Source organism: Blautia sp. AM42-2 (assembly GCF_003480245.1).
Classification (GTDB): domain Bacteria; phylum Bacillota; class Clostridia; order Lachnospirales; family Lachnospiraceae; genus Fusicatenibacter; species Fusicatenibacter saccharivorans.
Genome location: NZ_QUIM01000014.1, coordinates 1 through 24,965 on the forward strand (window position 1 = coordinate 1; position 24,965 = coordinate 24,965).

At 49.5% G+C, this 24,965-nt stretch carries 22 protein-coding genes, 2 tRNA genes and 1 other annotated feature; of the genes, 22 read left to right on the forward strand and 2 right to left on the reverse strand.

The window, feature by feature from the left end; genetic code table 11:
• Positions 1-161: 161 nt before the first annotated feature.
• The 5 genes from DW915_RS13205 (at position 162) to DW915_RS13225 (ending at position 5,457) form a co-directional block, all read left to right on the forward strand.
• Positions 162-232, forward strand: a tRNA-Trp gene (locus DW915_RS13205).
• A 203-nt stretch (positions 233-435) separates the two neighbouring features.
• Positions 436-1,035 carry a DUF4230 domain-containing protein gene (locus DW915_RS13210; protein ID WP_055221314.1) on the forward strand — a complete coding sequence of 200 codons (600 nt, stop codon included), beginning with the start codon at positions 436-438 and terminating at the stop codon, positions 1,033-1,035.
• 390 nt (positions 1,036-1,425) lie between these two features.
• On the forward strand, positions 1,426-2,187 hold the full coding sequence (locus DW915_RS13215; protein ID WP_055221312.1) for a threonine/serine exporter family protein: 762 nt from the start codon (positions 1,426-1,428) through the stop codon (positions 2,185-2,187).
• A 41-nt stretch (positions 2,188-2,228) separates the two neighbouring features.
• Positions 2,229-2,675, forward strand: coding sequence for a threonine/serine exporter family protein (locus DW915_RS13220; protein WP_022463061.1), 447 nt, complete (start codon positions 2,229-2,231; stop codon positions 2,673-2,675).
• 358 nt (positions 2,676-3,033) lie between these two features.
• Positions 3,034-5,457, forward strand: coding sequence for a L,D-transpeptidase family protein (locus DW915_RS13225; protein WP_118595585.1), 2,424 nt, complete (start codon positions 3,034-3,036; stop codon positions 5,455-5,457).
• A gap of 86 nt (positions 5,458-5,543) precedes the next feature.
• Here DW915_RS13225 and DW915_RS13230 read toward each other — a convergent pair whose 3' ends face one another.
• On the reverse strand, positions 5,544-6,176 hold the full coding sequence (locus DW915_RS13230; protein ID WP_226906388.1) for an HAD family hydrolase: 633 nt from the start codon (positions 6,174-6,176) through the stop codon (positions 5,544-5,546).
• Between the two features lie 148 nt (positions 6,177-6,324).
• Here DW915_RS13230 and mutY point away from each other — a divergent pair, with 148 nt between their 5' ends.
• The 15 genes from mutY to DW915_RS13315 all read left to right on the forward strand — a co-directional run bounded on the left by mutY (position 6,325) and on the right by DW915_RS13315 (position 20,777).
• Complete coding sequence (gene mutY, locus DW915_RS13235; RefSeq protein ID WP_055267466.1) at positions 6,325-7,392, forward strand: A/G-specific adenine glycosylase; 1,068 nt, start codon at positions 6,325-6,327, stop codon at positions 7,390-7,392.
• A 37-nt stretch (positions 7,393-7,429) separates the two neighbouring features.
• Complete coding sequence (locus DW915_RS13240; RefSeq protein ID WP_055267469.1) at positions 7,430-8,446, forward strand: glycosyltransferase family 2 protein; 1,017 nt, start codon at positions 7,430-7,432, stop codon at positions 8,444-8,446.
• Between the two features lie 26 nt (positions 8,447-8,472).
• The gene (gene ispF / locus DW915_RS13245; RefSeq protein WP_022463066.1) at positions 8,473-9,021 is read left to right on the forward strand and encodes a 2-C-methyl-D-erythritol 2,4-cyclodiphosphate synthase; all 549 of its coding nucleotides are present in this window, start codon (positions 8,473-8,475) and stop codon (positions 9,019-9,021) included.
• 262 nt (positions 9,022-9,283) lie between these two features.
• Complete coding sequence (locus DW915_RS13250) at positions 9,284-11,911, forward strand: cation-translocating P-type ATPase (RefSeq protein WP_117760604.1); 2,628 nt, start codon at positions 9,284-9,286, stop codon at positions 11,909-11,911.
• Positions 11,912-11,953: 42 nt separating this feature from the next.
• Positions 11,954-12,188, forward strand: a binding site (T-box leader).
• Positions 12,189-12,290: 102 nt separating this feature from the next.
• The gene (gene epsC / locus DW915_RS13260) at positions 12,291-12,974 is read left to right on the forward strand and encodes a serine O-acetyltransferase EpsC (RefSeq protein WP_055227154.1); all 684 of its coding nucleotides are present in this window, start codon (positions 12,291-12,293) and stop codon (positions 12,972-12,974) included.
• A 107-nt stretch (positions 12,975-13,081) separates the two neighbouring features.
• A complete protein-coding gene (locus tag DW915_RS13265; protein WP_118742281.1) occupies positions 13,082-13,441 on the forward strand; it encodes a Mini-ribonuclease 3 in 360 nt (119 codons plus the stop codon).
• Positions 13,442-13,660: 219 nt separating this feature from the next.
• Complete coding sequence (gene rlmB / locus DW915_RS13270) at positions 13,661-14,407, forward strand: 23S rRNA (guanosine(2251)-2'-O)-methyltransferase RlmB (RefSeq protein ID WP_118742282.1); 747 nt, start codon at positions 13,661-13,663, stop codon at positions 14,405-14,407.
• A gap of 39 nt (positions 14,408-14,446) precedes the next feature.
• Complete coding sequence (gene sigH / locus DW915_RS13275) at positions 14,447-15,052, forward strand: RNA polymerase sporulation sigma factor SigH (RefSeq protein ID WP_226906387.1); 606 nt, start codon at positions 14,447-14,449, stop codon at positions 15,050-15,052.
• Positions 15,053-15,222: 170 nt separating this feature from the next.
• Positions 15,223-15,295, forward strand: a tRNA-Thr gene (locus DW915_RS13280).
• Positions 15,296-15,428: 133 nt separating this feature from the next.
• Entirely contained in the window at positions 15,429-15,983 is a 555-nt protein-coding gene (locus tag DW915_RS13285) for a hypothetical protein (protein ID WP_117804330.1), read from the forward strand.
• A 106-nt stretch (positions 15,984-16,089) separates the two neighbouring features.
• Positions 16,090-16,656, forward strand: coding sequence for a chromate transporter (locus DW915_RS13290; RefSeq protein WP_117804329.1), 567 nt, complete (start codon positions 16,090-16,092; stop codon positions 16,654-16,656).
• Entirely contained in the window at positions 16,653-17,249 is a 597-nt protein-coding gene (locus DW915_RS13295; RefSeq protein WP_022463074.1) for a chromate transporter, read from the forward strand. Before DW915_RS13290 ends, DW915_RS13295 begins: the two co-directional genes overlap by 4 nt.
• Positions 17,228-17,521, forward strand: a complete 294-nt coding sequence (locus DW915_RS13300) for an AAA family ATPase (protein ID WP_117760565.1) — start codon at positions 17,228-17,230, stop codon at positions 17,519-17,521. Before DW915_RS13295 ends, DW915_RS13300 begins: the two co-directional genes overlap by 22 nt.
• A gap of 347 nt (positions 17,522-17,868) precedes the next feature.
• A complete protein-coding gene (locus DW915_RS13310; protein WP_118742261.1) occupies positions 17,869-19,257 on the forward strand; it encodes an MATE family efflux transporter in 1,389 nt (462 codons plus the stop codon).
• A gap of 347 nt (positions 19,258-19,604) precedes the next feature.
• Positions 19,605-20,777, forward strand: coding sequence for an NAD(P)-dependent malic enzyme (locus tag DW915_RS13315; protein ID WP_055267479.1), 1,173 nt, complete (start codon positions 19,605-19,607; stop codon positions 20,775-20,777).
• Positions 20,778-20,890: 113 nt separating this feature from the next.
• On the opposite strand, the gene DW915_RS13320 is transcribed toward DW915_RS13315, so the two are convergent.
• Complete coding sequence (locus DW915_RS13320) at positions 20,891-22,303, reverse strand: aspartate ammonia-lyase (RefSeq protein WP_118742262.1); 1,413 nt, start codon at positions 22,301-22,303, stop codon at positions 20,891-20,893.
• A 289-nt stretch (positions 22,304-22,592) separates the two neighbouring features.
• Between DW915_RS13320 and DW915_RS13325 the strand changes: the two genes are divergently transcribed.
• The gene (locus tag DW915_RS13325; protein ID WP_022463079.1) at positions 22,593-23,081 is read left to right on the forward strand and encodes an Lrp/AsnC family transcriptional regulator; all 489 of its coding nucleotides are present in this window, start codon (positions 22,593-22,595) and stop codon (positions 23,079-23,081) included.
• 151 nt (positions 23,082-23,232) lie between these two features.
• Positions 23,233-24,906 (forward strand): glutamine--tRNA ligase/YqeY domain fusion protein, encoded by a 1,674-nt coding sequence (locus DW915_RS13330; protein WP_022463080.1) that lies wholly within the window; start codon positions 23,233-23,235, stop codon positions 24,904-24,906.
• The last annotated feature ends 59 nt before the right edge of the window (positions 24,907-24,965 follow it).

Sequence of the window (24,965 nt, forward strand, 5' to 3'; positions counted from 1 at the left end):
TGGAAGTGCCGTAAGGCATGGAGCTGACTGTTACTAATCGGTCGAGGGCTTGACCTGAAATGCAAAACAAAAGTTTTGCAGAAAATGGTTGTGTTCGGAAAGAAAGTATGGTATGATGTATAGATGTTAAGTGTATGCGGTTTTGAAGGTATATCTAGCGTAGGGGATTGGTCAAATGGTATGATAGGGGTCTCCAAAACCTTTGGTGGGAGTTCGATTCTCTCATCCCCTGTATTAGGAAAGAGTGAAGATACAAAATCTTCACTCTTTTTTCGTATTGTTTAAAAGAAAAGTCTAACAGAACAGGATTTACAGAATTTTAAGATATTTTTGTAAAGCAGGACTGTTTTTTATGGTGTAAATAAGGTACAATAGAGCCACAGAACATATTCAAAAATAATGAAAAATGAAACATGAGAAGGGAGTGGGTGTAACGTGAGCAGAGAAAAGAATGGAAGCCGCGGCACGGTAAAAGCTGTCATTTATCTTCTGATCGTAGTAATCCTTGCTGGAATGGTTGTTTATCTGACGCAGTCGTTGCGGCGGGACCGGGAGCCGGAGATTACGGGGACGTTTATTGACAGCAAGCTGGAGGCGGCGGGGGAGCTGACGTCGGCGAAGATGATTTATAACGGGCTGATTCATTACTCGGACGGGTCGATTCCGTTTCTGACGCAGAAGGCGTTTAATATGACATACCGTGCAGAGGTACGTGCGGGCGTGGATCTCTCGAAGGCGAATACGGAGGTGACGGATTCAGAAGTAACAGTTACACTTCCGGCAGTGGAGATTTTTGATATTTCCATCGACAATGATTCCATCCAGTATTACGATGAGAAGGCAGCGCTTCTGAACTGGGAGCGGAAGGAAGATGCGATGGATGCAATCGCGAGTGCGAAGGAGGATGTAGAGCAGCAGACGAAAGAAATGGATGACCTGGAAACGATGGCACAGGAACAGGCGAAAACACTGATTACCGGAATGCTGTCCGAGACGGTCGGGGACAAGACATTGGTTGTAAAATTTGAAGAATAGTACATAGACGGGATGTCGGCACTTCTTTTTGGGGGATAAAAAAAGGAGGGCCGGTATTTCTTCTGGCAGAAACACCGGCATTATGAAAAAGAAAAATCTATATAAATTGGAAAGAATATTAGGTTGGGACAACGGTTGAAAGATAGAGGAAGATGATTTGTTGTCCCTTTGTTTTGATACGTTTAGTATAGTTGTCATATGTGAGGAAAGTGTGAATGGAGTTTGAAGAAACTTTGAAAAGATTTGTGAATGGCGCGGGTGAACATCGGAACATCCCAACGCCCGGATATCGCCGAATTTGCATAGAATTAACTTGAAAGTGAACACTGCTTCATGGTACAATCGTTTGGCATGTGTGAAATATGAGTTACATTTGAGAGGACAAAAACTATGGACTATAAACTGCTGCTGGACACCGCGGTCATGGCGGGAGAAATCCTGCTGGAAAGCGGGGCGGAGACGTGGCGGGTGGAGGATACCATGCTGCGGATGCTGCGCATGTCCGGCCTGAAAACTGCGGATGTACTGGCGCTGACGACCGGCTTTGTGGTAACGCTCGACGACCCGGCGATGGATTCCATGACTGTTATGCGCAGCGTAGAGAGCCGTGCAACGGATCTGAACCGGATCCATGCGGTCAATCAGCTTTCCCGCGATTTCTGCGAAGGAAATATCGACCTGGATGCGCTGTTCCACCGGGTGCGGGATATCTATCGTGCCAAGTCGGAAATTAAAAAAAATCTGCTCGCGATGATGGCGACGACCGCAGGCTTTGCAATCATGTTCGGAGCCGGGTTCTACGAAGTGCTGGCATCTGCACTTGCAGGTTTTATATCAGGAATCGGTGTTTACGGAGGAAAAAAAGCCGGGATGCAGTCGTTTCTTGTGAACTGTATCGGGTCATTTTTGCTGGCGGTCACATCTATTCTCTGTGTTCATTACCTGCCGGGGACCATGGATCTGAACGTCATTATCATTGCATCGATCATGCCCCTCGTACCGGGTGTGGCGATCACGAATGCGGTGTATGATACCCTGCACGGCGACTACATTTCCGGTGCGGCACGGATGCTTGAGGCGTTTGTAACCGCTGCGGCCATCGCAATCGGCGTGGGACTTGGCATGCTGCTGCTCCGTCCACTGGTGCGGTAGAGAAAACCGATACAGAAAAAAGATGAGGTTAAAGCAAAAATATGAGAATAGCAGGTGAAATCATCCTGAAATCCCTTGGAGCCTGGGTTGCAATCTGGGGATTTTCAAGACTGTTGAACGCACCAAAAAAGCTGGAATGCTACACGGCCGGTGTCGGTATGATCGGCTGGGCGGTCTATCTGATCGTGGAAGTATTCAACGACGGCATTCTGATGAAGAACTTTCTTGCCGCCGTTGCCGTCGCCCTGGTTTCCCAGGCAATGGCGCGTCATTTCAAAGCGCCGGTGATCCTTTTCGTGATCCCGGGCATTCTTCCGATGGTGCCGGGAGCCGGTATGTACCGCATCGTCTACTCGATCGTTATGGGGCCGGAAAACATGGTTGGAACGTATCTTTTAGAGACAGCGACCGCGGCAGGCGCAATTGCCCTTGGAATTTTCCTCGGAGAAGCGCTGCAGAAGGTATTTTTTTACGAATTCCATAGGTGATTTACGAAAAAAGTGAGAAATTTGCCAAAACCAAATTTTTTGCTTTTTTTTGTCGAATTTTATGATATACTTAACAGTGTATGTGCCCTTGGACAAAAGAAGAAATCTATAGGGGCATTTTTAACATCAGTAGACAAGAAGTCCCCCGCTTCTAAAGCGGTGGGATGAATTGTTAAAAGAAACATAACGGTAGTGGCGGGCGGAGAGAAATCGGTATCCTCCACTGACATGAGGTAAGTCACAGTCGAACTATTTTCGACATGTCAGACTCCGTGAAAATACCGACTGTGAGTTGAAACAAGGAAAAAAGAAGAGAAGTAAGTAAAGTGCAGACACAGAACTATGAGGAGCAAAAAATATGAAGTTTGAAGATGATGATTTAAAGGACGGTAAACTTTGGGCTGCCCTGCAAAAAGAGATTGACCGTGACCTGGCGGAAAAGGAGAGCGGTGAAACATTCCAGGAAGAACTGGCAGACATCGAAGACTCCATTGAATTTGAAAGCAAAGAAACAAAAAGCGAAGATCACATCCCGGATGAGACTGCAAATTTAAGTAATCTGCGAAGTGTCCTTGAGGCAACTGAGCGTGCAAAAGACGAAGAAGCGAAGCAGAAAATGAAGCAGACCAAAGTGGAGCCTGTGACGCAGGACATCGAGATTCCGGAATTTACAGAAGAGGAAGAAGAAATCGAAGAGACGCCGGCGGAGACAAAAACAGAATCGGAACCGGAAGAAGTGATGGTGGATGATGATCTGATCATCAACGATCCATTCGCAGATGAGGATGATCTGCTGGGAGAAGAGAAGACAGAGACCAAGGGTTCGGAGAAAGAAGTGCTTGGTGATCAGGTGGAAGCCGCAATGGAGCGCCTCGTCAGCGACACGGTAGGCCATATCCCAATGCCGGAAATAGACGATGAGGATGATGACTACGACGATTATGAGGATGACGACGAAGAGTACATTCCGCATGGCGCAAAACCGCAGAAGAAAAAGGGAAAAGGCGGTGCGGTTATCGCCGTTGCAGCCGTTGCTGTTATTGCTGTGGGAGGCTTTTTCTATGGAAGCAAAATGTTCCATTACCAGAATTATTTTTTCAACGGAACAACCATCAACGGAGTAGACTGCTCGGATATGACGGCCAAAGAGGCAGAAACGAAAATCAAAGAGCAGGCTGCAAACTATACCTTAAATGTAAAATTCAAAGACAATGATACGAAGAGTGTCAGCGGAAAAGACATCGACTACACCTACGCCGGAGACGGCAGCGTGGAGAGCGTGTTAAAGAAACAGAACAGTTTCCTCTGGTTCCTGGGAAATGGCGGAAAAGAGAAAGATTCCCAGGTCACCATGCAGTACAGTCAGGAAAAACTGGATGCGGTGATTGATGGATTTGACGAATTCCAGTCCGCAGACGGTGAGAATGCACCGGCCAGCGCCTACATCACCTTCCAGAACAATGAGTTTGAGATTGTGGATGCTGTTATGGGTGAGGGAATGGATCTTACCCTTGCAAAACAGTGCATCGAAAACGCGCTGATCAATGCGGATACCGAAGTGGATCTTGAAAAAGCAGGCGTTTACGACGGAACCTTGGTAACAGCAGATGACGAAACACTGAATGCACAGAAGGATCAGTTAAATGAACTGGTACGCGCAAGTATCACATACAGTATGCCGGATGGAACAACACAGGTTCTTGACGGAAATACCATGAAAGACTGGCTGGCGGTCGATGCGGATGGAAATTATTCCAAAGATGAAAACCAGTGGAATGAAAAAGTAAAAGAATATGTGGCAAATCTTGCGGCAGCGATTGATACCGATGGCAAGGATCACACCTTCCCGGCAACCGGTATCGAAGGCGGCGTGACCATCAGCCAGGAAGGCTACGGATGGAAAGTGGATCAGGAGCAGGAGATAGCAAAGATCGCAGAAGAAGTAGATGCTCACGCAGCAGACGCAAGAGAGCCGCAGTATGCGCAGAGAGAGTTTGCTGCTTCCACAGAGAACAACGGATTCGGCAAGACGTATGTTGAGGTTGATGCCAGCCGTCAGCATATCTGGCTCTACAAAGATGGAAATCTGGTTGTCGACGGTGACTGTGTAACCGGTCTGATGGAGCAGAGCAGCTACACGAAGCCGGGTATCTACACAACCGCAGCAAAAGAAAGCCAGAAAAAACTGCACGGAGAGCTTCAGGCAGACGGCAGCTATTCCTGGGAAAGAGATGTGGATTCCTGGATTCCGTTCAACGGAGAGATTGGTTTCTACGATGCTTCCTGGAGAAGTAGTTTCGGCGGAAACCTGTATCTGACTGCAGGATCGACGACAGGATCTGTTGCACTTCCGACTGCAGTGGCACAGGCATTATATGACAATGTCGATGACGGAACACCGGTTATCATTTATTATTCCGAAGCTTATGAGGTAAGTGAAGACACGCTTACTGTGACACAGGCACCGGAAGCAGATGACGAAAATGTCGATGATACGACGAATACCACGACAGTAACGCCGACGAGAACGCCATCCTACACGTACGATGATTACACGCCGTCAACTCCGTCAACCCCATCAACTCCATCAACCCCATCAACTCCATCGACCCCGTCTACGCCGGAACCGACCACAGCACCGACCGAGATCCCGTCTACGCCGGAGCCGACCGTAGCACCGACGGAGACCCCGTCCACACCGGAACCGACCCAGGAGCCGAGCGCACCGGATCAGGGAGACCATACGGGTGACGATGATTACCCAGGTAAGGGCGAGAGCTGAGAAAAGAAGAAATAGAACATAAAAAATACGCATTCCGTTATCAAAACAGGAATGCGTATTTTTTATGAGAAAGAAACTGTTAAAAATTAATTTTCCGGTACGAACAGTGTGACAAGATCCATCGGGGAAGTGATGGTGTAGTCCGGGTTTTCGGTCTGACCAAAACCGTATGCGGCATGGACAAACGGGATTCCGGCCTCGCGTGTCGCCTTGTAGTCGCCGTCGGTATCGCCGACATAGACCGCGTGCTGCAGATGGTTCTGTTCGATGATTGTACGGATGTTGTCTGCCTTTGCCTTTCCGGTATCGCCAGGACAGAGATGGCCTTTGAAATAGTGACCGAGGCCTGTGGCTTCCAGAAAAACTTCGATATAGCCCGCCTGGCAGTTGCTTACGATATAAAGCGGGTAATGTCTGGAAAGAATAGAAAGTGCATCGACAAGTCCCGGATAAACAGGAGCCGGTGTCGCAAGAAGTGCCTCATGCTCTTTGGCACAGCATGCCTCGATCAGTTCTAACTGGCGCTCCTTTGGATATTCGTGGAAAATGACGGCGGCGATATCCGGGAGCAGGCGGCCGAACAGGCCTTTTAACACGGTTCCGGTGAGGTTTGGTGTCATATCAGTTTCTTTTTCCATAATCTGATTCCATGCGTCGGCAACAACGTCTGTGGAGTCCCACAGGGTGCCGTCCACATCAAAAATAATACTGTCGATCAAGAGTTTTTCCTCCATATCTTAAGGGTTTTGGTTATTCTTTTAAAGTATTTATTAATTTTAATCAAAAACACGTGAGAGCGCAATGTTTATTTTGCATTTTGGAGGAAAATGTGGCAAAATAAGAATGATATATTAACAGGAGATTACTATGCAGGACACAATCACAAAGCCATTATTGAAATGGTATGGCGAAAATAAAAGAGTGCTGCCGTGGAGAGAAAAAAAGAACCCGTATGAAATCTGGGTTTCCGAGATTATGCTCCAGCAGACGAGGGTGGAGGCGGTCAAGCCGTTTTATGAGCGGTTTATGCGTGAACTGCCCAATGTCGCAGCACTTGCGGTCTGTCCCGAGGAAAAGCTTTTGAAGCTCTGGGAAGGCCTTGGTTACTATAACCGTGTGCGGAATATGCAGAAGGCCGCACAGAAAATTATGGAAGTGTATGACGGTGTATTTCCGGCAGATTACGAAGCCTTAAAAGGACTTCCGGGAATTGGAAATTACACAGCGGGAGCCGTTGCATCGATCGCGTTTTGCATTCCGGTGCCGGCGGTGGACGGAAATGTGCTTCGTGTGATGGCACGCCTCCGGGAGGACGGTGAGGACATTTTAAAGCAGTCCGTGAAAAACCGCGTGGAAGCGGAATTGACCGAAATCATGCCGGCAGAAGATCCGGGAGCCTTCAACCAGGCGATGATGGATCTCGGCGCAATGGTCTGTCTGCCGAACGGCGCACCAAAATGTGAAGTCTGTCCGCTTTTTGACCAGTGTCTGGCGGGACAGCATCAGACCTGGACGGAATATCCGTTTAAAAAGAGCGCAAAGCCGCGCAGAATCGAAGACAGAACCGTTCTGTTATTTCTGGACGGTACGCACACAGCAGTGCGGAAACGGCCGAAAAAAGGACTTCTGGCGGGACTTTACGAGTTCCCGAACTTCGATGGCGTGCTCTCCGAACAGGAAGCACTTGAAGAGGCAGAAAAATTCGGCGTGACGCCGCTTCATATTCAGGCATTGCCGCCGTACAAGCACATTTTTTCCCATGTCGAGTGGCATATCACAGGATACGCTATTAAAATTGCAGGAAACGATGTGGAGCAGGAAGGGGAAGAAAAAGCCGGATTGATTTTTGCGGATGCGAAAACCGCGGCTGAAAGATATGCCATTCCGTCTGCGTTTGCGGAATACGCAAAATATACAGATCTGGAACGTGCCTGAAACGGCAGAAGAGCAAAAAAGAGCAGGGAGAAAAAAGATGAAGATTTTATCAATTGCAGTACCATGCTATAATTCAGAAGCATATATGGAGAAATGTATCGATTCGCTGCTGGTCGGCGGAGAAGAAGTAGAAATTCTGATCGTGGACGATGGTTCCAAGGACGGAACCACAGAGATTGCAGACCGCTATCAGGAAAAATATCCGACGATTGTAAAAGCGATTCATCAGGAAAACAAGGGCCACGGCGGAGCAGTCAACACGGGTGTGGAAAATGCGACGGGTCTGTACTTTAAGGTTGTGGACAGTGATGACTGGGTAAACCCAGAGGCATACCAGAAGATTTTAAATGTTCTGGCAGAAGTCGTACGCGGACCGAAAACACTCGACCTTCTGATCAGTAACTATGTGTATGAAAAAGAGGGCGCCAAGAGAAAACGTGTGATGCGCTATGCGAAATCGCTGCCGGAAGGCCGCTTTTTCGGATGGGATGAGGCGAAAGCTCTCGGCAAAACACATTATCTGCTGATGCATTCGCTGATTTACCGGACTTCTCTTTTAAGAGAGTGCGGCATGAAGCTGCCGGAGCACACCTTCTATGTGGATAATCTGGTTGCGTTTATTCCGCTTCCGTACGTCAAAACGATGTATTATCTCGATGTCAATTTCTACCGCTACTTTATCGGGAGAGCCGACCAGTCGGTTAACGAGAAAGTCATGATCGGCAGAATTGACCAGCAGATCCGTGTCAACAAGCTGATGATCGATTACCTTGGTGAACAGAAAGGGCTGTCGAAGCACCTGCGGAAATATATGATCAGCTATCTGACCATTATTATGACGGTTTCTTCCGTGATGATGATGCGCTCTGGAACGGAAGAAAATCTCGAGAAAAAGAACGATCTTTGGAGATACCTGAAACAGGAGGATGCAGCCGATTACTTCCGCATCCGCCACGGCATTTTCGGAACTGTTATGAGCAGCAAATCAAAACCGGGACAGAAAATTGCAGTCTATGCCTACAAGGTAGCGCAGAAGCTGTATGGATTTAACTAGAAAGTAACGAAGCGGAGGAACGAACAATGCGAGTAGGAATGGGTTACGATGTGCATAAACTGGTGGAAAACCGGAAACTGATTCTGGGCGGTGTGGAAATCCCGTATGAATATGGCCTTCTGGGACATTCCGATGCAGATGTGCTGGTCCATGCCATTATGGATGCGCTTCTCGGCGCTGCAGCACTGCGGGACATCGGACGCCATTTTCCGGACAATGATCCGGCGTATGAGGGCGCAGACAGCATCGAACTGCTGAAAAAAGTGGGTGAGATGCTCGAGGAGCGGATGTATCTGATTGAAAATATCGATGCAACCGTTATTGCACAAAAGCCGAAGCTCCTGCCATACATCGACACGATGGTGAAAAATGTGGCGGAGGCGCTTCATCTCGAAGAGGATCAGGTCAATATCAAGGCAACGACCGAGGAAGGACTTGGCTTTACCGGAAAGAAAGAGGGAATTTCCGCACAGGCGATCTGCTGCATTTCCAAGGCACTCGACCTGATGCCGGACGACCGGATCGCAGGCGGATGCAGCGGCTGCCCAGGATGCGCAAAGAACGCAGAAGAATAAAAGAGAAATGCGATTGCACAAGGCCGGAAGATGTGGTAGACTGGAAGAAGAATAAGGGAGTAGTCGGCGGCATACGTGACGCTATAAGGCCAACAACCGAAGAAAAAGCATTTCTTCTGGCTTTGTATGAAATGACAAGACTTATCTGTATCAACAAATATGGTGCGGATAGGTCTTTTTCTATATAGAAAGAGACCAGTGTACCAGTGGGAACTTATCACAGGAACGCAAAAAGCGTTTTCAGAAGAAAGGACGGATGGAAATGAAAGAGTATCTGGAAAAAAGTTCGAAGATTCTTGATGAGTTACAGACAACGGAGCAGGGACTTTCCGAGGCGGAAGCTGCGCGGCGGCTTTCCGAACACGGACCTAACCGGCTGGCGGCGGGAAAAAAGAAGAGCAATCTGCAGCGGTTTTTCGAAGAGCTGAAAGACCCGATGATCCTGATCCTGCTCGCCGCAGCGCTGATTTCCGGCATCACATCGGCGTATGAAGGCGAATCGTACGCTGATGTGGTCATTATTCTCGCCGTTGTCATCATTAATGCGGTGCTCGGTGTTCTGCAGGAGAGCAAGGCAGAGAAAGCGATTGAAGCTCTGCAGGAGATCGCGGCAGCCACGTCGAAGGTGATGCGCGGCGGGAAAATGGAAGTGAAAAAGAGCGAGGAGCTCGTACCCGGTGATATTGTAATTCTCGAAGCGGGCGATGCTGTTCCGGCGGATGGCCGTATTTTAGAGAGCGCCAGCATGAAAATCGAGGAAGCAGCGCTGACCGGAGAATCTGTCCCGGTCAATAAAACAGCGGATGTTCTGAACGCCGGCGCAGCCAGCGAGGTTCCGCTCGGGGACCGGAAAAACATGGTCTATATGGGAAGCACCGTTGTCTATGGCCGCGGCCGCGCTGTTATCACCGGAACGGGTATGAAAACCGAGATGGGAAAAATCGCCCATGTTCTGACGCAGTCGGCGGATGAGAGCACACCGCTGCAGAAGCGGCTGAACCAGCTCAGCAAAATCTTAAGCGTGATGGTGCTCGCCATCTGTGCCGTGATTTTCGTTGTCGGCATTTTAAAAGAGGGCGTGACGCCGCAGAACATCTTAAATACCTTTATGGTAGCCGTCAGCCTTGCCGTAGCGGCAATTCCGGAAGGACTTGCAGCAGTTGTCACAATCGTGCTTTCCATCGGTGTGACCAAAATGTCAAAGCGGAATGCGGTGATCCGGAAACTGACGGCTGTCGAGACGCTCGGCTGTACGCAGGTGATCTGCTCGGATAAGACAGGAACGCTGACCCAGAATAAGATGACCGTGGTAAAACATGAGGGAAGTGATATAAAACGTCTCGTATCCGTCATGGCACTCTGCTCCGATGCGGAGCCGGACGAAAACGGCGAGGCAGTCGGAGAACCGACGGAATGTGCGTTGGTCAACGATGCGCAGAAAGAGGGATGCCCGAAGAAGAGCCTGTCCGTCCAGTATCCGCGTGTCGGGGAAGCGCCGTTTGATTCGATGCGGAAACGCATGACAACGATCCACCGCGCAAACGACGGAACGTATTTTTCCTGCACAAAAGGCGCACCGGATGAGATTCTGAAGCGGTGTACCTCCGTTTGGCGTGACGGCAGAAAACAGCCGATGACAGAAGCATTCCGGCAGGAAATCCTGTCGCAGAACAAGGCGATGGCAGACCAGGCACTCCGCGTGCTGGCGGCAGCAGGAAGAGCGTGGAACCAGATGCCGTCCTCCCAGGAGCCGGACTTTCTGGAGCAGGATCTCTGCTTTTTAGGACTTTGCGGTATGATTGATCCGGTGCGGCCGGAAGTAGTCGATGCGATCCGGGAATGCCGCGGGGCAGGCATCCGTCCGGTGATGATTACGGGTGACCACAAAGACACAGCGGTTGCTATTGCAAAAGAGCTGGGTATTCTGGAGGCGGGCTGGAAAGCGGTAACGGGAGCCGAGATTGACCAGTTAAGCGATGAGGAGCTTGACCGGAGAATCGAGGAATATGCTGTTTACGCACGCGTTCAGCCGGAGCATAAAGTGCGGATTGTCGATGCGTGGAAGCGGAAAGGCAGAATCACCGCGATGACAGGAGACGGAGTCAACGATGCGCCGTCGATCAAGCGTGCGGATATCGGCATCGGAATGGGCATCACGGGAACGGATGTGACGAAAAACGTGGCAGATATGGTGCTCGCGGACGACAACTTTGCGACGATCATCGTAGCGGTTGAGGAAGGAAGACGAATCTACGATAATATCCGTAAGGCAATTCAGTTCCTTCTGGCATCGAACCTTGCCGAGGTGCTGTCGATTTTCTGCGCGACGCTGATGGGCTTTACGATTTTAAATCCGGTGCATCTGCTCTGGATCAACCTGATTACGGACTGCTTCCCGGCGCTGGCGCTCGGTATGGAGGACGGTGAGGCAGACATCATGAAACGCCCGCCGAGAAATGCGGATGACGGTATTTTTGCGGACGGCCTCGGCTTTGATGTTGCGTTTCAGGGCATCGTGATTACGGTGCTGACGCTGGCGTCCTACTTCATCGGCCACTATCTGGAAGCCGGCCGCTGGGAAATCGTCAACAGCCCGGACGGCATGTCGATGGCGTTTCTGACACTCTCTATGGTGGAAATTTTCCATTCCTTCAATATGAGATCACGGAAAGGTTCTATTTTCCATATGAAGCATCAGAACAAGTATCTGTGGGGCGCGATGGCACTCTCATTTGTCCTCACATCCGCCGTCATTTACATCCCGGCACTGTCGAGTGCGTTCGGTTTTGAGCGGATCAGCGCGTTGGAATATGATGTGGCGATCGGCCTTGGACTGCTTGTCATTCCGGCGGTCGAAATCAGCAAGTGGATCCGGCGGAAATTTGCTTGACAAACGAGAAAAATTTGCATAAACTAGAACAAACGGAAACAGAAAAAGGCTTGGAACGGAAAAAGTAGAAAATCAGAATTGTTTCACAGAGAATGGCAGACAAATGGGGCTGGAAGCTGCCTGAAACGAGGGTTTTTGAAGTGCGTCCGGAAGCTGGCCGGGTGAAGCGGAAAAAGTGGGTAGTCCGGCACGGGTCCTGCACGTTATGCAGAAGAAAAGAAGAGGGCATGCATGCCCTTAAAGTAAAGTGGAACCACGGAGCTATTTCGTCTTTATCGGAGATGAAACAGCTCCGTTTTTGAATATTGCCCTTCGGGCAAAAAAGGTGGTAAGAAATAAAAATCTGAAAAAGTCCCAGCAGGAGGCAAGGAGAGGAAAGATGAGTTTTTTCGCGTATTTTAAAGAGGAATTTCAGGTGATTCAGGAGCGGGATCCGGCGATACATTCTCCCATGGAAGTCTTGCTGTATCCTTCATTTCGTGTTATGCTGAAGTACAGACGGGCGCACAAGCTATATCTGAAAGGCCATTACTTTCTGGCCAGGTGGATTTCACAGCGGGCAGCGAGAAAAACCGGTATCGAAATCCATCCGGGTGCGACGATCGGAAAGGGATTGTTTATTGATCATGGTTCTGGTGTGATTATCGGAGAAACAGCCATTATCGGAGACAACGTGACGCTGTATCAGGGCGTGACGCTCGGCGGTAATGGTAAGGAGACCGGGAAACGTCATCCGACGCTGAAGGACAATGTTATGGTCAGCGCCGGCGCGAAGATCATCGGATCGTTTACGATCGGGGAAAACTCCAAAATCGGAGCCGGATCGGTTGTGATCGAGGAGGTTCCGCCGAACTGTACCGTCGTCGGCGTGCCGGGGCACATTGTGAAGCAGAATGATGTGCGGATTCCGAGAAAAAGCATGGATCACATTCATCTGCCGGACCCGATTTTCGAGGATATCAAAGTACTCCAGCAGGAGAATACGGAGCTTACGAACCGTGTGCTCGAGCTGGAGGGCGAGCTGCGTCAGATGAGGAAAAAAGAAAGGACAGAACAGAAGTGACGGAAGTGGGCAAAGAGACAGAAAACGAGGAGCTTTTTCCAGAGGCGGTTTTCGGGGAGAAGGATTATCTTTCGGAGGTATTCGGACTGGAACAGCATGACATCCGCATGTATTCGCCGCTTACGCTGGCCTACATCGGGGATGCTGCGTATGAGATCGTCATCCGCACGATTCTGGTGCGGAAAGCAAATATGCAGGTCAACAAGCTGCACCGCCATGCGGCAGGGCTTGTAAAGGCGGAGAACCAGTCGGCGATGATTGAAATTCTGGAGCCGCTGTTTACCGAAGAGGAAAAACAGATTTATAAAAGAGGCAGAAATGCGAAATCCTATACCAAGGCAAAAAATGCGTCCACGATCGACTACCGCCGGGCAACCGGGTTTGAGGCCGTGATGGGGTATCTGTACCTGAAAGGGGATTACAAGCGGATGATCGACCTGATCCGGGCAGGACTTGGCGAAGTGTGAGAGCAGATAAGATTCAGAAAATAAAAAAGAAGCGGCAGGGCAGTGGGGCTTTTGAAAAAGAAAAAAGTTCCACTGCTTTTGGAGCCGCGGAACAGGAATGATATGAGAGAAAACAACAGAAACGACAAGAGAAATTTTGAAAGAAAAGATGGAAAAAAGCGCGACTTTAAAGGAAAACGTGATTACCGTGACAGAGACAGAAAACAGGAAACACAGCAGATGGATGAGGAATTCGCAGGCGGTATGGTAGAGGGAAGAAACGCCGTAATCGAAGCGTTCCGTTCCGGCAAGACCGTGGACAAGCTGTTCGTCCTTGCAAGCAGCCAGGACGGCCCGATCCGCACGATCATCCGTGAGGCGAAAAAACACGATACCATCATCAATTATGTAGAAAAAGAACGTCTTGACGAGCTGTCCACCACCGGAAAGCATCAGGGTGTCATTGCACAGGTGGCTTCCTACAGTTATGCAACCGTTGAGGACATCCTCGCGCGCGCAGAGGAGAAAGGGGAGCCGCCATTTATCCTTCTGCTGGACGGCATTGAGGATCCGCATAACCTCGGTGCGATCATCCGTACCGCAAACCTGGCAGGCGCACATGGTGTCATCGTGCCGAAGCACCGCGCAGTCGGCCTGACAGCAACCGTTGCCAAAACGTCGGCAGGTGCATTAAATTACACACCGGTGGCAAAGGTGACGAATCTGGTGCAGACCATGGAAATGCTGAAGGAAAAGGGCATCTGGTTTGTATGCGCGGACATGAACGGACAGAGAATGTATGATCTCGACCTCAAAGGACCGATCGGCCTTGTAATCGGAAATGAGGGAGAGGGTGTCAGCCGTCTGGTGAGAGAAAACTGCGACTTCACAGCCACAATTCCGATGAAAGGCGATATCGACTCTCTGAACGCTTCCGTGGCAGCCGGCGTGCTCGCTTATGAGATTGTAAGACAGAGAAGCTGCTAGAAATTGCGGAAAATCACATTACGCTCCGGCGGAAGAAAGATGAAGGATACAAGAGATATGATGGTGAAAGATTACGATACCTGCACGGATGAGGAGCTGATTGCGCGTCTGCGGGCAGGAGAACGCGAGATTACCGATTATCTGATCGACAAATACAAATCGCTGGTGCGGACCAGGGCGAGGGCGCTGTACCTGGTGGGCGGAGATCACGAGGATCTGATCCAGGAGGGCATGCTCGGGCTTTTTAAGGCAGTGCGTGACTACAAACCGGGGAAGGAGGCATCGTTTGCCACCTTCGCCGGCCTGTGTATCGACCGTCAGATGTATTCTGCAGTGGCATCGTCCCAGCGCCAGAAGCATCAGCCGCTGAACAGCTTCGTTTCGTTAAGCGAACCGGTTTCCGAGCAGGAGCTGCGCCTGGTGGACGAGGAGACACCGGAGGAGATCATGATCAGCCGGGAAAACGTAATCGGCATGCATGAGCGGATCAAAGAACGGCTCAGCAAATTTGAGTACCAGGTGCTGGAATTGTATCTGAAAGGGTACGATTATACGCAGATTGCAGAAAAACTTGGAAAGCAGCCAAAGGCAATCGACAATGCACTGCAGAGAATACGCAGTAAAGTGCGGGAGGTCTGTTCGTGAGATGGAAAAACGACCGAAAAAATTACGGTGAATTGTCAAAAGTGCAGGAAAATCTGTGAACAAATAAAAATTTTCAAATTTGTAGAAAAAACTGTTGACAATTCACTATAGTTTTGATAGAATACTAAATGTAGCAAGGAGCTAACAAAAAAACAAAACAACTTGCGAGTGCTGATGTGGCTCAGTCGGTAGAGCGTCGCCTTGGTAAGGCGGAGGTCACGGGTTCGATTCCCGTCATCAGCTTACTAAGAAAGATCCCGGGAAACCGGGATCTTTTCGTTATATAAAAAACAGCAGGAGATGGGCAGGAAGAAAAAGACACTATTACAAAAGGTACAGTTATGATTGTGAGGGAAAAAGAAGATGCGTCATTCGCTTGGGGGAAAGAAAGCTCGAATATAAGGATTCCAAAGGACAGGACTGTTATTTCTATTATTCGAACATTGCCGGAACCGATCTGGATATGCCGTTCTATGTCTGCAATGCCGAGTGTGTCAGCGGCATGAAAAAGAGAGAATCCAAATCGGAGACATTCAGCGCAAATCCGTTTGAATACGAATTCTTATACGCACCGCTCGGGGACAAGGGCGCTTACGCGTACCAGCAGCCGTGGTATGGATTTTCGGTCAACAAAGACAGCGAAGAGAAAGAGATCGCGGTTGAGTTTCTGCGCTTTATGATGCAGGAAAAAGAGATCGACGAGATGGCCAGTATTAAAGGCCTGCCGTCGGTGGCAGAAAACGGAACCGATGAGCGGTATGCGGGGCTTCGGGATGCAAAAAATATTGAGGCAAGTTTTATCAACGACGGCAGCGTGCCGGATTCCATCCGCGCGGCATTGGAGCAGGTCTGCAATGACTTCGGAGCAGGCGTGTACGGCAATGCAAACGAGGCAGTGCAGGCGTTTGTGGAGCTGTGTGCAGAGAAATAAGATAGGAAAACGAGAAGAGCGACTCATTTGTGAAAACAATTGGGTCGCTTTTTGGTGCCAAAGATGGTAGAATAGGTACAACAGAAAAAATGAGGTGAAGAAAACAATGGAGTCAAAACGTAAGGTACTGCAAAAACTGTTCCTTTCCACGCTGTATCTGAGCGCATTTACGTTCGGCGGCGGTTATGTGATTGTGACGCTGATGAAGAAGAAATTTGTGGATGAGTACCACTGGATTGAGGAGAATGAGATGCTCGATCTGGTGGCGATTGCGCAGTCATCGCCGGGGCCGATTGCGGTGAATGGGGCGATTGTTGTCGGGTATAAACTGGCGGGGATGATTGGTGTGCTGGTTTCGATTATTGGAACGATTATTCCGCCGTTTCTGATTATCTCTGTGATTTCGGTCTGCTATCAGGCGTTCCGGGATAATTTTTTCGTGAGCCAGATGCTCGAAGGAATGCAGGCAGGCGTCGGAGCCGTGATTGCATCCGTGACGTATGAGATGGGAGCCGGGGTTGTGAAAGAAAAAGATCCGCTGTCGCTGGTGATTCTTGTCTGTGCGTTTGCAGCAGCCTGTTTTTTCAAGGTCAACGTGATTTATATTGTACTGGTCTGCGGTGCCATCGGTGCGGTGCGGACGATTCTGGCGAAACGGAGGGGTGCGAAATGATTTATTTTCAGCTATTTTTAAGCTTTTTCCAGATCGGCCTGCTCAGCTTCGGCGGAGGCTATGCGGCCATGCCGCTGATTCAGGGACAGGTGGTGCAGGGACACGGCTGGCTTTCGATGTCGGAGTTTACGGATCTTATCACCATCTCTCAGATGACACCGGGGCCGATCGCAGTCAATTCGGCAACCTTCGTCGGAATTAAAATCGCAGGCATCCCAGGAGCGCTCGTGGCAACGTTTGGATGTATTCTGCCGTCGTGTATTCTCGTCACACTGCTTGCGAAGCTATATTTAAAATACCGCGAAATGGCAATGCTCCAGGGAATCCTCCACTCCCTCCGCCCGGCGGTTGTGGCGATGATCGGTTCCGCAGGGATTTCAATTCTGGTCACGGCGTTTTGGAGCAGTGAAGGAGATACCGTGATCCGGCTGGCGCAGACGAACTGGAGTCTTGTCGTGATCTTTATCATCAGCCTCATCCTGCTGCAGAAAGGCAAAAAGAACCCAATCTTTGTGATGGTACTGGCCGGGGTGATGAAGGTGGCAGTGGCGCTGGTGGAAAAATTTGCGGCATGCTGTGGGACGATTTTTTAAATTCAAAGGTGAATGCTTTTCAGGACGTATTAAACTCAAAAATATATATCGATAAAACAGGATTGCTGGAATACACCAACAGTGTGATTGACACAACATCGAAGTTTATCTGCAACAGCCGCCCCAGAAGATTTGGAAAATCGATCACAGCGGATATGATGACTGCGTACTACAGCAGAAGTCTGGATACAGAAGAAATGTTTGAAAAGCTTAATATTGGTCAGGCGGCAAATCAGAAAATACAGGATGAATATCAAACAGCAGATTCTTAATAGGGAAGGTAAACATAGTGTTATACATTATTTTTGATTTTATAATGGCAGTAATTATGTTTATGTCACTTCCTTTTATTATTGGAATAATGGTAGATATCCGCCATCAGGGAATTGGGTGCTTTGCGGCATGGGTAATATGGGGAGTTATGTTTATCTTATCGTTGAGGCTGTTTAATACTCTGAAATTAAAATGTCAAAAAAAGCCAGAAAAAAGATAAAAAGGATCTTTCTTTCTAAACATGAATCGTGTATAATAAGCATTACTGTTCGGGGCCTGCCTGGAGAAATCCAGAAAGGCTCCGATTTATGTCATTTATTTTACACAGCAAGAAAAGGGGGAAACCATGCAGAAACACAGAAAATTTATTGGAGACAAACGGTTTTACCTGATGGTGCTTGGCGTTGCGATGCCGATTATGATTCAGAACGGTATCACCAACTTTGTCAGTCTTCTCGACAACATCATGGTAGGACAGGTCGGCACCGAGCAGATGTCCGGCGTTGCGATTGTCAACCAGCTTCTTTTTATCTATAACCTCTGTATTTTCGGAGGGGTATCCGGTGCAGGAATTTTCACTGCGCAGTATTTCGGACAGGGCAACGACGAGGGTGTGCGAAACACCTTCCGCTTCAAGCTCTGGATCGGCGTGATCCTGACGGCAGCGGCAATCACTATTTTCCTTGGTGCGCACGAGCCTCTGATTCGTCTCTACCTGACAGGCGATCAGGGAAGCCAGGACATGAATGCGACATTAGCTTATGGCATTTCTTATATGAAGGTCATGCTGGTAGGTCTGCCGCCGTTCCTGTTTGTGCAGCTTTATGCCAGCACGCTGCGCGAATGCGGCGAGACGATGCTTCCGATGAAGGCCGGTATCACAGCCGTATTTGTCAATCTGATTTTTAATTATATTTTAATCTACGGAAAATTCGGCGCACCGCAGCTCGGAGTTGTCGGCGCGGCAGTTGCAACGGTGCTGTCCCGTTACGTGGAGATGGCGATCGTGCTGATCCGCACGCACGGAAACAAAGAAAAATATCGTTTTACGAAGCATCTGTACCGCACGATCCGTGTTCCGGCGGCTTTGACGAAACAGATCCTTATCAAAGGAACACCGCTGATGCTGAACGAAACGTTCTGGGCAGGCGGCGTTGCGATCCTGATGCAGTGTTACTCCGTGCGTGGACTGAATGTCGTAGCCGCGATGAATATCTCCAACACGATCTCGAACCTGTTCAACGTCGTTTTCATCGCACTCGGCGATTCCGTTGCCATCATCGTCGGACAGCTCCTCGGAGCCGGAAGGATGGAAGAGGCAAAGGATACCGATACGAAGCTGATCACGTTTTCCGTATTACTCTGCATTGTGATCGGCGCGCTGATGGCGCTCGTGGCTCCATTCTTCCCACGCCTCTACAACACGACGGACGAAGTACGCCACATGGCGGCAATCTTCATCGTGGAAGTGGCCATGTTCATGCCGGTCAATGCATTCCTGCATGCAAGCTACTTTACCCTGCGCTCCGGTGGAAAAACGATCATCACGTTCCTGTTCGACAGCGTCTTCATCTGGGTTGTCAGTGTGCCGGTGGCTTTCTGCCTGAGCCGTTTTACCGGACTTTCGATCTACGCAATCTACTTTATGGTTATGTCGGTTGACCTGATCAAGTGCGTGATTGGATTTGTCCTTGTCAAGAAAGGAGTCTGGCTGCAGAATATTGTGGCGGAGTAAAGAAAAAAATCTGTCTGTTTTCCAGTCTGAAAAGGATGGGAGGCGGGCAGATTTTTTGCTTTATAAAAAACTTTGTTGAATTTTACTGTAAAGCAAAAAAAGCCCTCCGGGCAGGATCGGACTGCGGCTGAGAGAAAGAAAAAGAGTATTTTTGATAAAATTTCGCAAATGAAGCAGCTGTTTTTGGTGGAAAAGTGGAAATTTTTTCATTAATCAAAACACCGGTTGAAATTTAGAGAACGCTTGTTATAATAGGGGTGCAGCGAACAGACATCCCGTGTGACGCGTGAATCTCTCTTCCTATTATTAATGAGACGCAGTCACACATGAAATGGAGGAAAAAAGCGATGGATTACGCAAAAGAATCATTAAAGATGCACTATGAATTACGCGGAAAGCTTGAGGTCACTTCCCGGGCGGCCGTAGATACAAAAGATGCCTTGAGTCTTGCCTATACACCGGGTGTGGCGGCGCCGTGCCTGGAAATTCAGAAAGATGTCAACAAGAGCTACGAGCTGACCAGAAGATGGAACACGGTAGCTGTTGTTACAGATGGAACCGCAGTTCTCGGACTTGGAGATATCGGCCCGGAGGCCGGCATGCCGGTCATGGAAGGAAAATGCGTGCTGTTTAAAGAATTCGGTGGTGTCGATGCAATCCCGCTCTGCGTGCGCAGCAAGGATGTGGATGATATTGTCAATACCGTGCGTCTTCTCGCAGGAAGCTTCGGCGGTGTCAACCTGGAGGACATCTCCGCACCGAGATGTTTTGAGATCGAGAAGAAATTAAAGGAATGCTGTGATATTCCGATTTTCCACGATGATCAGCATGGAACAGCCGTGATCACACTGGCCGGTGTCATCAATGCGCTGAAACTGGTTGGAAAGAAACTGGATGAAGTCAAAATTGTTACCTCAGGAGCCGGTGCAGCCGGAATCGCCATTATCCGCCTGCTGATTTCGATGGGTCTCAAAAACGTCATCATGACAGACCGCAAAGGTGCGATTTACGAGGGACGCGACGGCCTCAACCCGATCAAAGAGGAGATGGCGAAGATCACAAACTACAACCATGAGAAGGGCACGCTTGCAGAGGTAATCAAAGGAGCCGATATTTTTATTGGCGTTTCTGCGCCGGGTACGCTCACTCCCGATATGGTACGTACGATGGCAAAAGATCCGATCATCTTTGCCTGCGCAAATCCGACGCCGGAGATTTTCCCGGACGAGGCGAAAGCAGCAGGAGCAGCCGTTGTCAGCACAGGAAGAAGCGATTACCCGAACCAGGTCAACAACGTACTCTGCTTCCCGGGCATCTTCCGCGGAGCGCTCGATGTGAGAGCATCTGATATCAACGATGAAATGAAGGTCGCAGCAGCTTACGCAATCGCAGGCCTGGTAAGCGATGAAGAGCTGAACGCAGACTACATCCTCCCGGCAGCCTTTGATCCGCGTGTCAAAGATGCGGTGGCAGCAGCCGTTGCAGAGGCAGCAAGAAAGAGCGGCGTAGCGAGAATCTAAACAGAGTTTGATATAAAAGAAAACGACAGAAAAAGGCTTCCCGGACAGCAAGAAAATCCGGGAAGCCTTTTTGCGTATCATTAAGAAATTATGAAGGAAAGCAGCAGTTACATTCAGCCAGCCAGATCGTCTTCTGCCGGCAGTTCCGGTCCGGTCAGAGCGTACGGATCGAGAATGGCGTCGAGCTGTTTCTGTGTCAGCAGTTCGTCTTTCAGAACCAGAGAAGTAACACTCTCGCCCGTCTTCAGCGATTTCTTTGCAATCGAGGCCGCTTTCTGGTATCCGATATACGGGCAGAGCGCCGTTGTGATGCCGACACTCTTCGAAACGAGATCCTCGCACCGTTTCTCATTTGCGGTAATGCCGAGAATACAGTTCTTCACAAGCGTATTCACAGCGCCTGTCATCGAGGTGATGGAAGAGAACAGGGAGTAGAAGACAACCGGTTCAAACGCGTTCAACTCCATCTGGCCAGCCTCAGCCGCCATCGTGATTGTGGTGTCGTTTCCGATGACATGGAAGGCAACCTGTGTCACAACCTCCGGGATAACCGGGTTGATCTTGCCCGGCATAATCGAGGATCCGTTCTGCATCGGCGGCAGGTTGATCTCGCCGAATCCGGTCCGCGGTCCGCTGGACAGCAGGCGCAGGTCGTTGCACATCTTGGAGAGGTTGACGGCGCAGGTCTTTAACGTGTTGGAGATCGTCACAAATCCGTCGAGGTTCTCCGTCGCGTCAAACAGATCGTCCGCCTGCATCAGCGGATAGCCTGTCACAGCAGCGAGGGTCGGCACGATGTGGTGGAGATAGTAATCGGAAGCATTGATCGTCGTACCGATGGCTGTTCCGCCGAGGTTCAGGGTGAACAGCTCTTTTCTGGCGCATTCGATCCGGCGGATATCACGCTCGATCATCGTTGCGTAAGCGTGGAAGCTCTGGCCGAGACGCATCGGAACGGCGTCCTCAAGCTGGGTTCTTCCCATCTTTAAAATGTGGTCAAATTCCTGGGACTTATCGAGCAGTGCTGCGTGGAGTGACTCGAGCGCATGCAGAAGATCCGGGAGCAGATCGAGTACGGTCAGTTTTCCTGCACTTGGGATAACGTCGTTTGTGGACTGTGCCATGTTGACGTGGTCATTCGGGTGGACAATGGTATAATCACCCTTGGTGCCGCCCAGGATTTCGATGGCGCGGTTTGCGATGACTTCGTTTGCGTTCATATTGGCACTCGTTCCGGCACCGCCCTGGATGCCGTCAACGATGAACTGGTCTTTTAATTTGCCGGCAATGATTTCATCACAGGCATAGATAATGGCAGCCGCTTTTTCCTCCGGCAGTCTCTGTGCTTCGCGGTTGGAGATGGCAGCTGCCTTTTTAATTTTCGCCAGATTCTGGATCATGACCGGGTGGATCGACGTTCCCGTGATGGGAAAATTCCGTTTTGCCCGCAGGGACTGTACCCCGTAGTAGGCGTCGGATGGGACTTCAAGGGAACCAATGGAATCTGCTTCAATTCTTGTCTTCATAATAATCTCCTTCTTTCTGCACGCATTGAGTTGTGTATATTGTCTGAAACAATTCTTGCTTTGCCTTTCGATACCGGAAGAATAACACCAGGGCAGAAATTTGTAAATACCGCCGCCGAAGAACTGTGGAATCTTATTTATTTTTGTATTTGATTTTAAATACCAAGGGAAAGAGGCACTTTTACTTATTTTTCGAAAGCAGTTTCCGCGAGGACACGTTTTCGTAGACAAAAAACGGCGAACGTGATATGCTGAACAGTATAAAAGTGAAAAAACAGGAGAGCAGCGTATGAAACATGAAAAAAGCAAGAACGATGCGATGCGCCATGAGCTCGATCACATCGATGCAAAAATCTTGAATCTCCTTCGGGAAAATGCCAGGATGCCGCTGAAAGAAATCGCGGAACACGTATTTTTATCCTCCCCGGCAGTTTCCGCCAGAATTGAGCGGCTGGAGAAGGAAGGCTACATTACAGGATATCAGGTCAAATTAAATCCGGCGCTTTTGGGATATCCGATCAAAGCGTTCATCAACCTCGAGGTTGAGCCGGTTCAGAAAAAAGAATTTTATCCCTATATTGAAAAGGTCCACAATGTCGTGGAATGTAATTGCGTTACCGGTGATTACTCCATGCTCATTGAGGGCCTTTTTGTTAGCACCATTGAGCTCGACCAGTTTATCGGCGAGCTGCAGCATTTTGGACGGACGCGGACGCAGATCGTGTTCTCGACCTCCGTGGAGCACCGCCAGGTGACCGCACACGAGGCAGAAGAATAGGCACCGGTCCGCTCCGGCGGCTTTGTGTACCGAAAAAAATGCTTTGCAGGAGAATGCTTTTGTGTTATAGTGATAGAATACACAGAGCATTTTGCGCCCTTTTCGGGACAGTGCTCCAAACGAAAAGATTCGAGGGAGGCCTGACCTTATTATGGAAGAAAAAGAAGTTGTTTCCAAAAATTTTATCGAGCTTGCGATTGACAAAGATCTGGCAGAGGGCGTTTACGACCATGTATGCACACGATTCCCGCCGGAGCCAAACGGCTATCTTCATATCGGACATGCAAAATCCATCCTGTTAAACTACGGTTTATCACAGGAGTACAACGGAGAGTTCCACATGCGTTTCGATGATACAAACCCGACGAAAGAGAAAACCGAGTTTGTTGATTCCATCAAAGCCGATATCCAGTGGCTTGGTGCAGACTGGAAAGATCATCTGTACTACGCATCCGATTATTTCCCACAGATGTATGAGGCAGCCGTAAAACTGATCAAAAAAGGAAAAGCATTCGTCTGCGATCTGTCCGCAGAGGAGATCCGTGAGTACCGCGGAACCTTAACCGAGCCTGGAAAAGAGAGCCCGTACCGCAATCGTTCCGTGGAGGAAAACCTGGACCTGTTCGAGCGCATGAAAAACGGCGAATTCGAGGACGGAAGCAAAGTACTCCGTGCGAAAATCGATATGGCATCACCGAACATCAACATGAGAGACCCGGTTATCTACCGTGTAGCCCATATGCATCACCACAGAACCGGCGATACCTGGTGCATCTACCCGATGTACGACTTCGCGCATCCGATCGAGGACGCCATCGAAGGCATTACCCATTCTATCTGTACGCTGGAGTTTGAGGACCACCGTCCGCTGTACGACTGGGTTGTACGCGAGCTGGAATATCCGATGCCGCCGCGCCAGATTGAGTTTGCAAAGCTGTATCTGACCAACGTGGTTACCGGAAAACGTTACATCAAAAAGCTGGTAGAGGACGGCGTGGTAGACGGCTGGGATGACCCGCGTCTCGTATCCATCGCAGCACTCCGCCGCAGAGGCTTTACACCGGAGTCCATCAAGAAATTCGTAGATCTGTGCGGTGTATCAAAAGCAAACAGCTCCGTTGACTATGCGATGCTGGAGTACTGCATCCGCGAGGATCTGAAGCTGAAAAAAGCCCGTACCATGGCAGTCTTAAATCCGGTGAAACTTGTCATCGACAACTATCCGGAAGACCAGATTGAGATGCTGGAAGTACAGAATAACCTCGAGAATCCGGAGCTTGGCAGCCGTCAGGTACCGTTCGGAAGAGAACTGTACATCGAGCGCGAAGACTTCATGGAGGAGCCGGTCCGCAAATACTTCCGTATGTTCCCGGGCAATGAAGTCCGCCTGATGAACGCATACTTCGTCACCTGCACCGGATGCGAGAAAGACGAGAACGGAAATATTACCGTAATCCATGGAACGTACGATCCGGAGTCCAAGGGAGGAAATTCCCCGGACGGAAGAAAAGTAAAAGGAACAATCCACTGGGTAGCAGCAAAGACCGCCGTCAAAGCAGAGTGCCGTCTGTACGAAAACCTGATCGACGAGGAGAAGGGCGTTTACAACGAGGATGGTTCCATGAACCTGAATCCGAATTCCCTGACCGTATTAAAAGAGTGCTATCTGGAGCCGTCTTTAAAAGATGCGAAAGCATATGACAGCTTCCAGTTTGTCAGAAACGGATTCTTCTGTGTAGACGCAAAAGATTCCAAAGAGGATGCGCTGGTGTTCAACCGTATCGTATCCCTGAAGAGCTCTTTCAAGCTGCCGGCAGCGAAATAAATAAGAATTTTGAAATGGAACAGAGCAGCCGCCTGGATGAAGCCGACATCCCAAGCGGC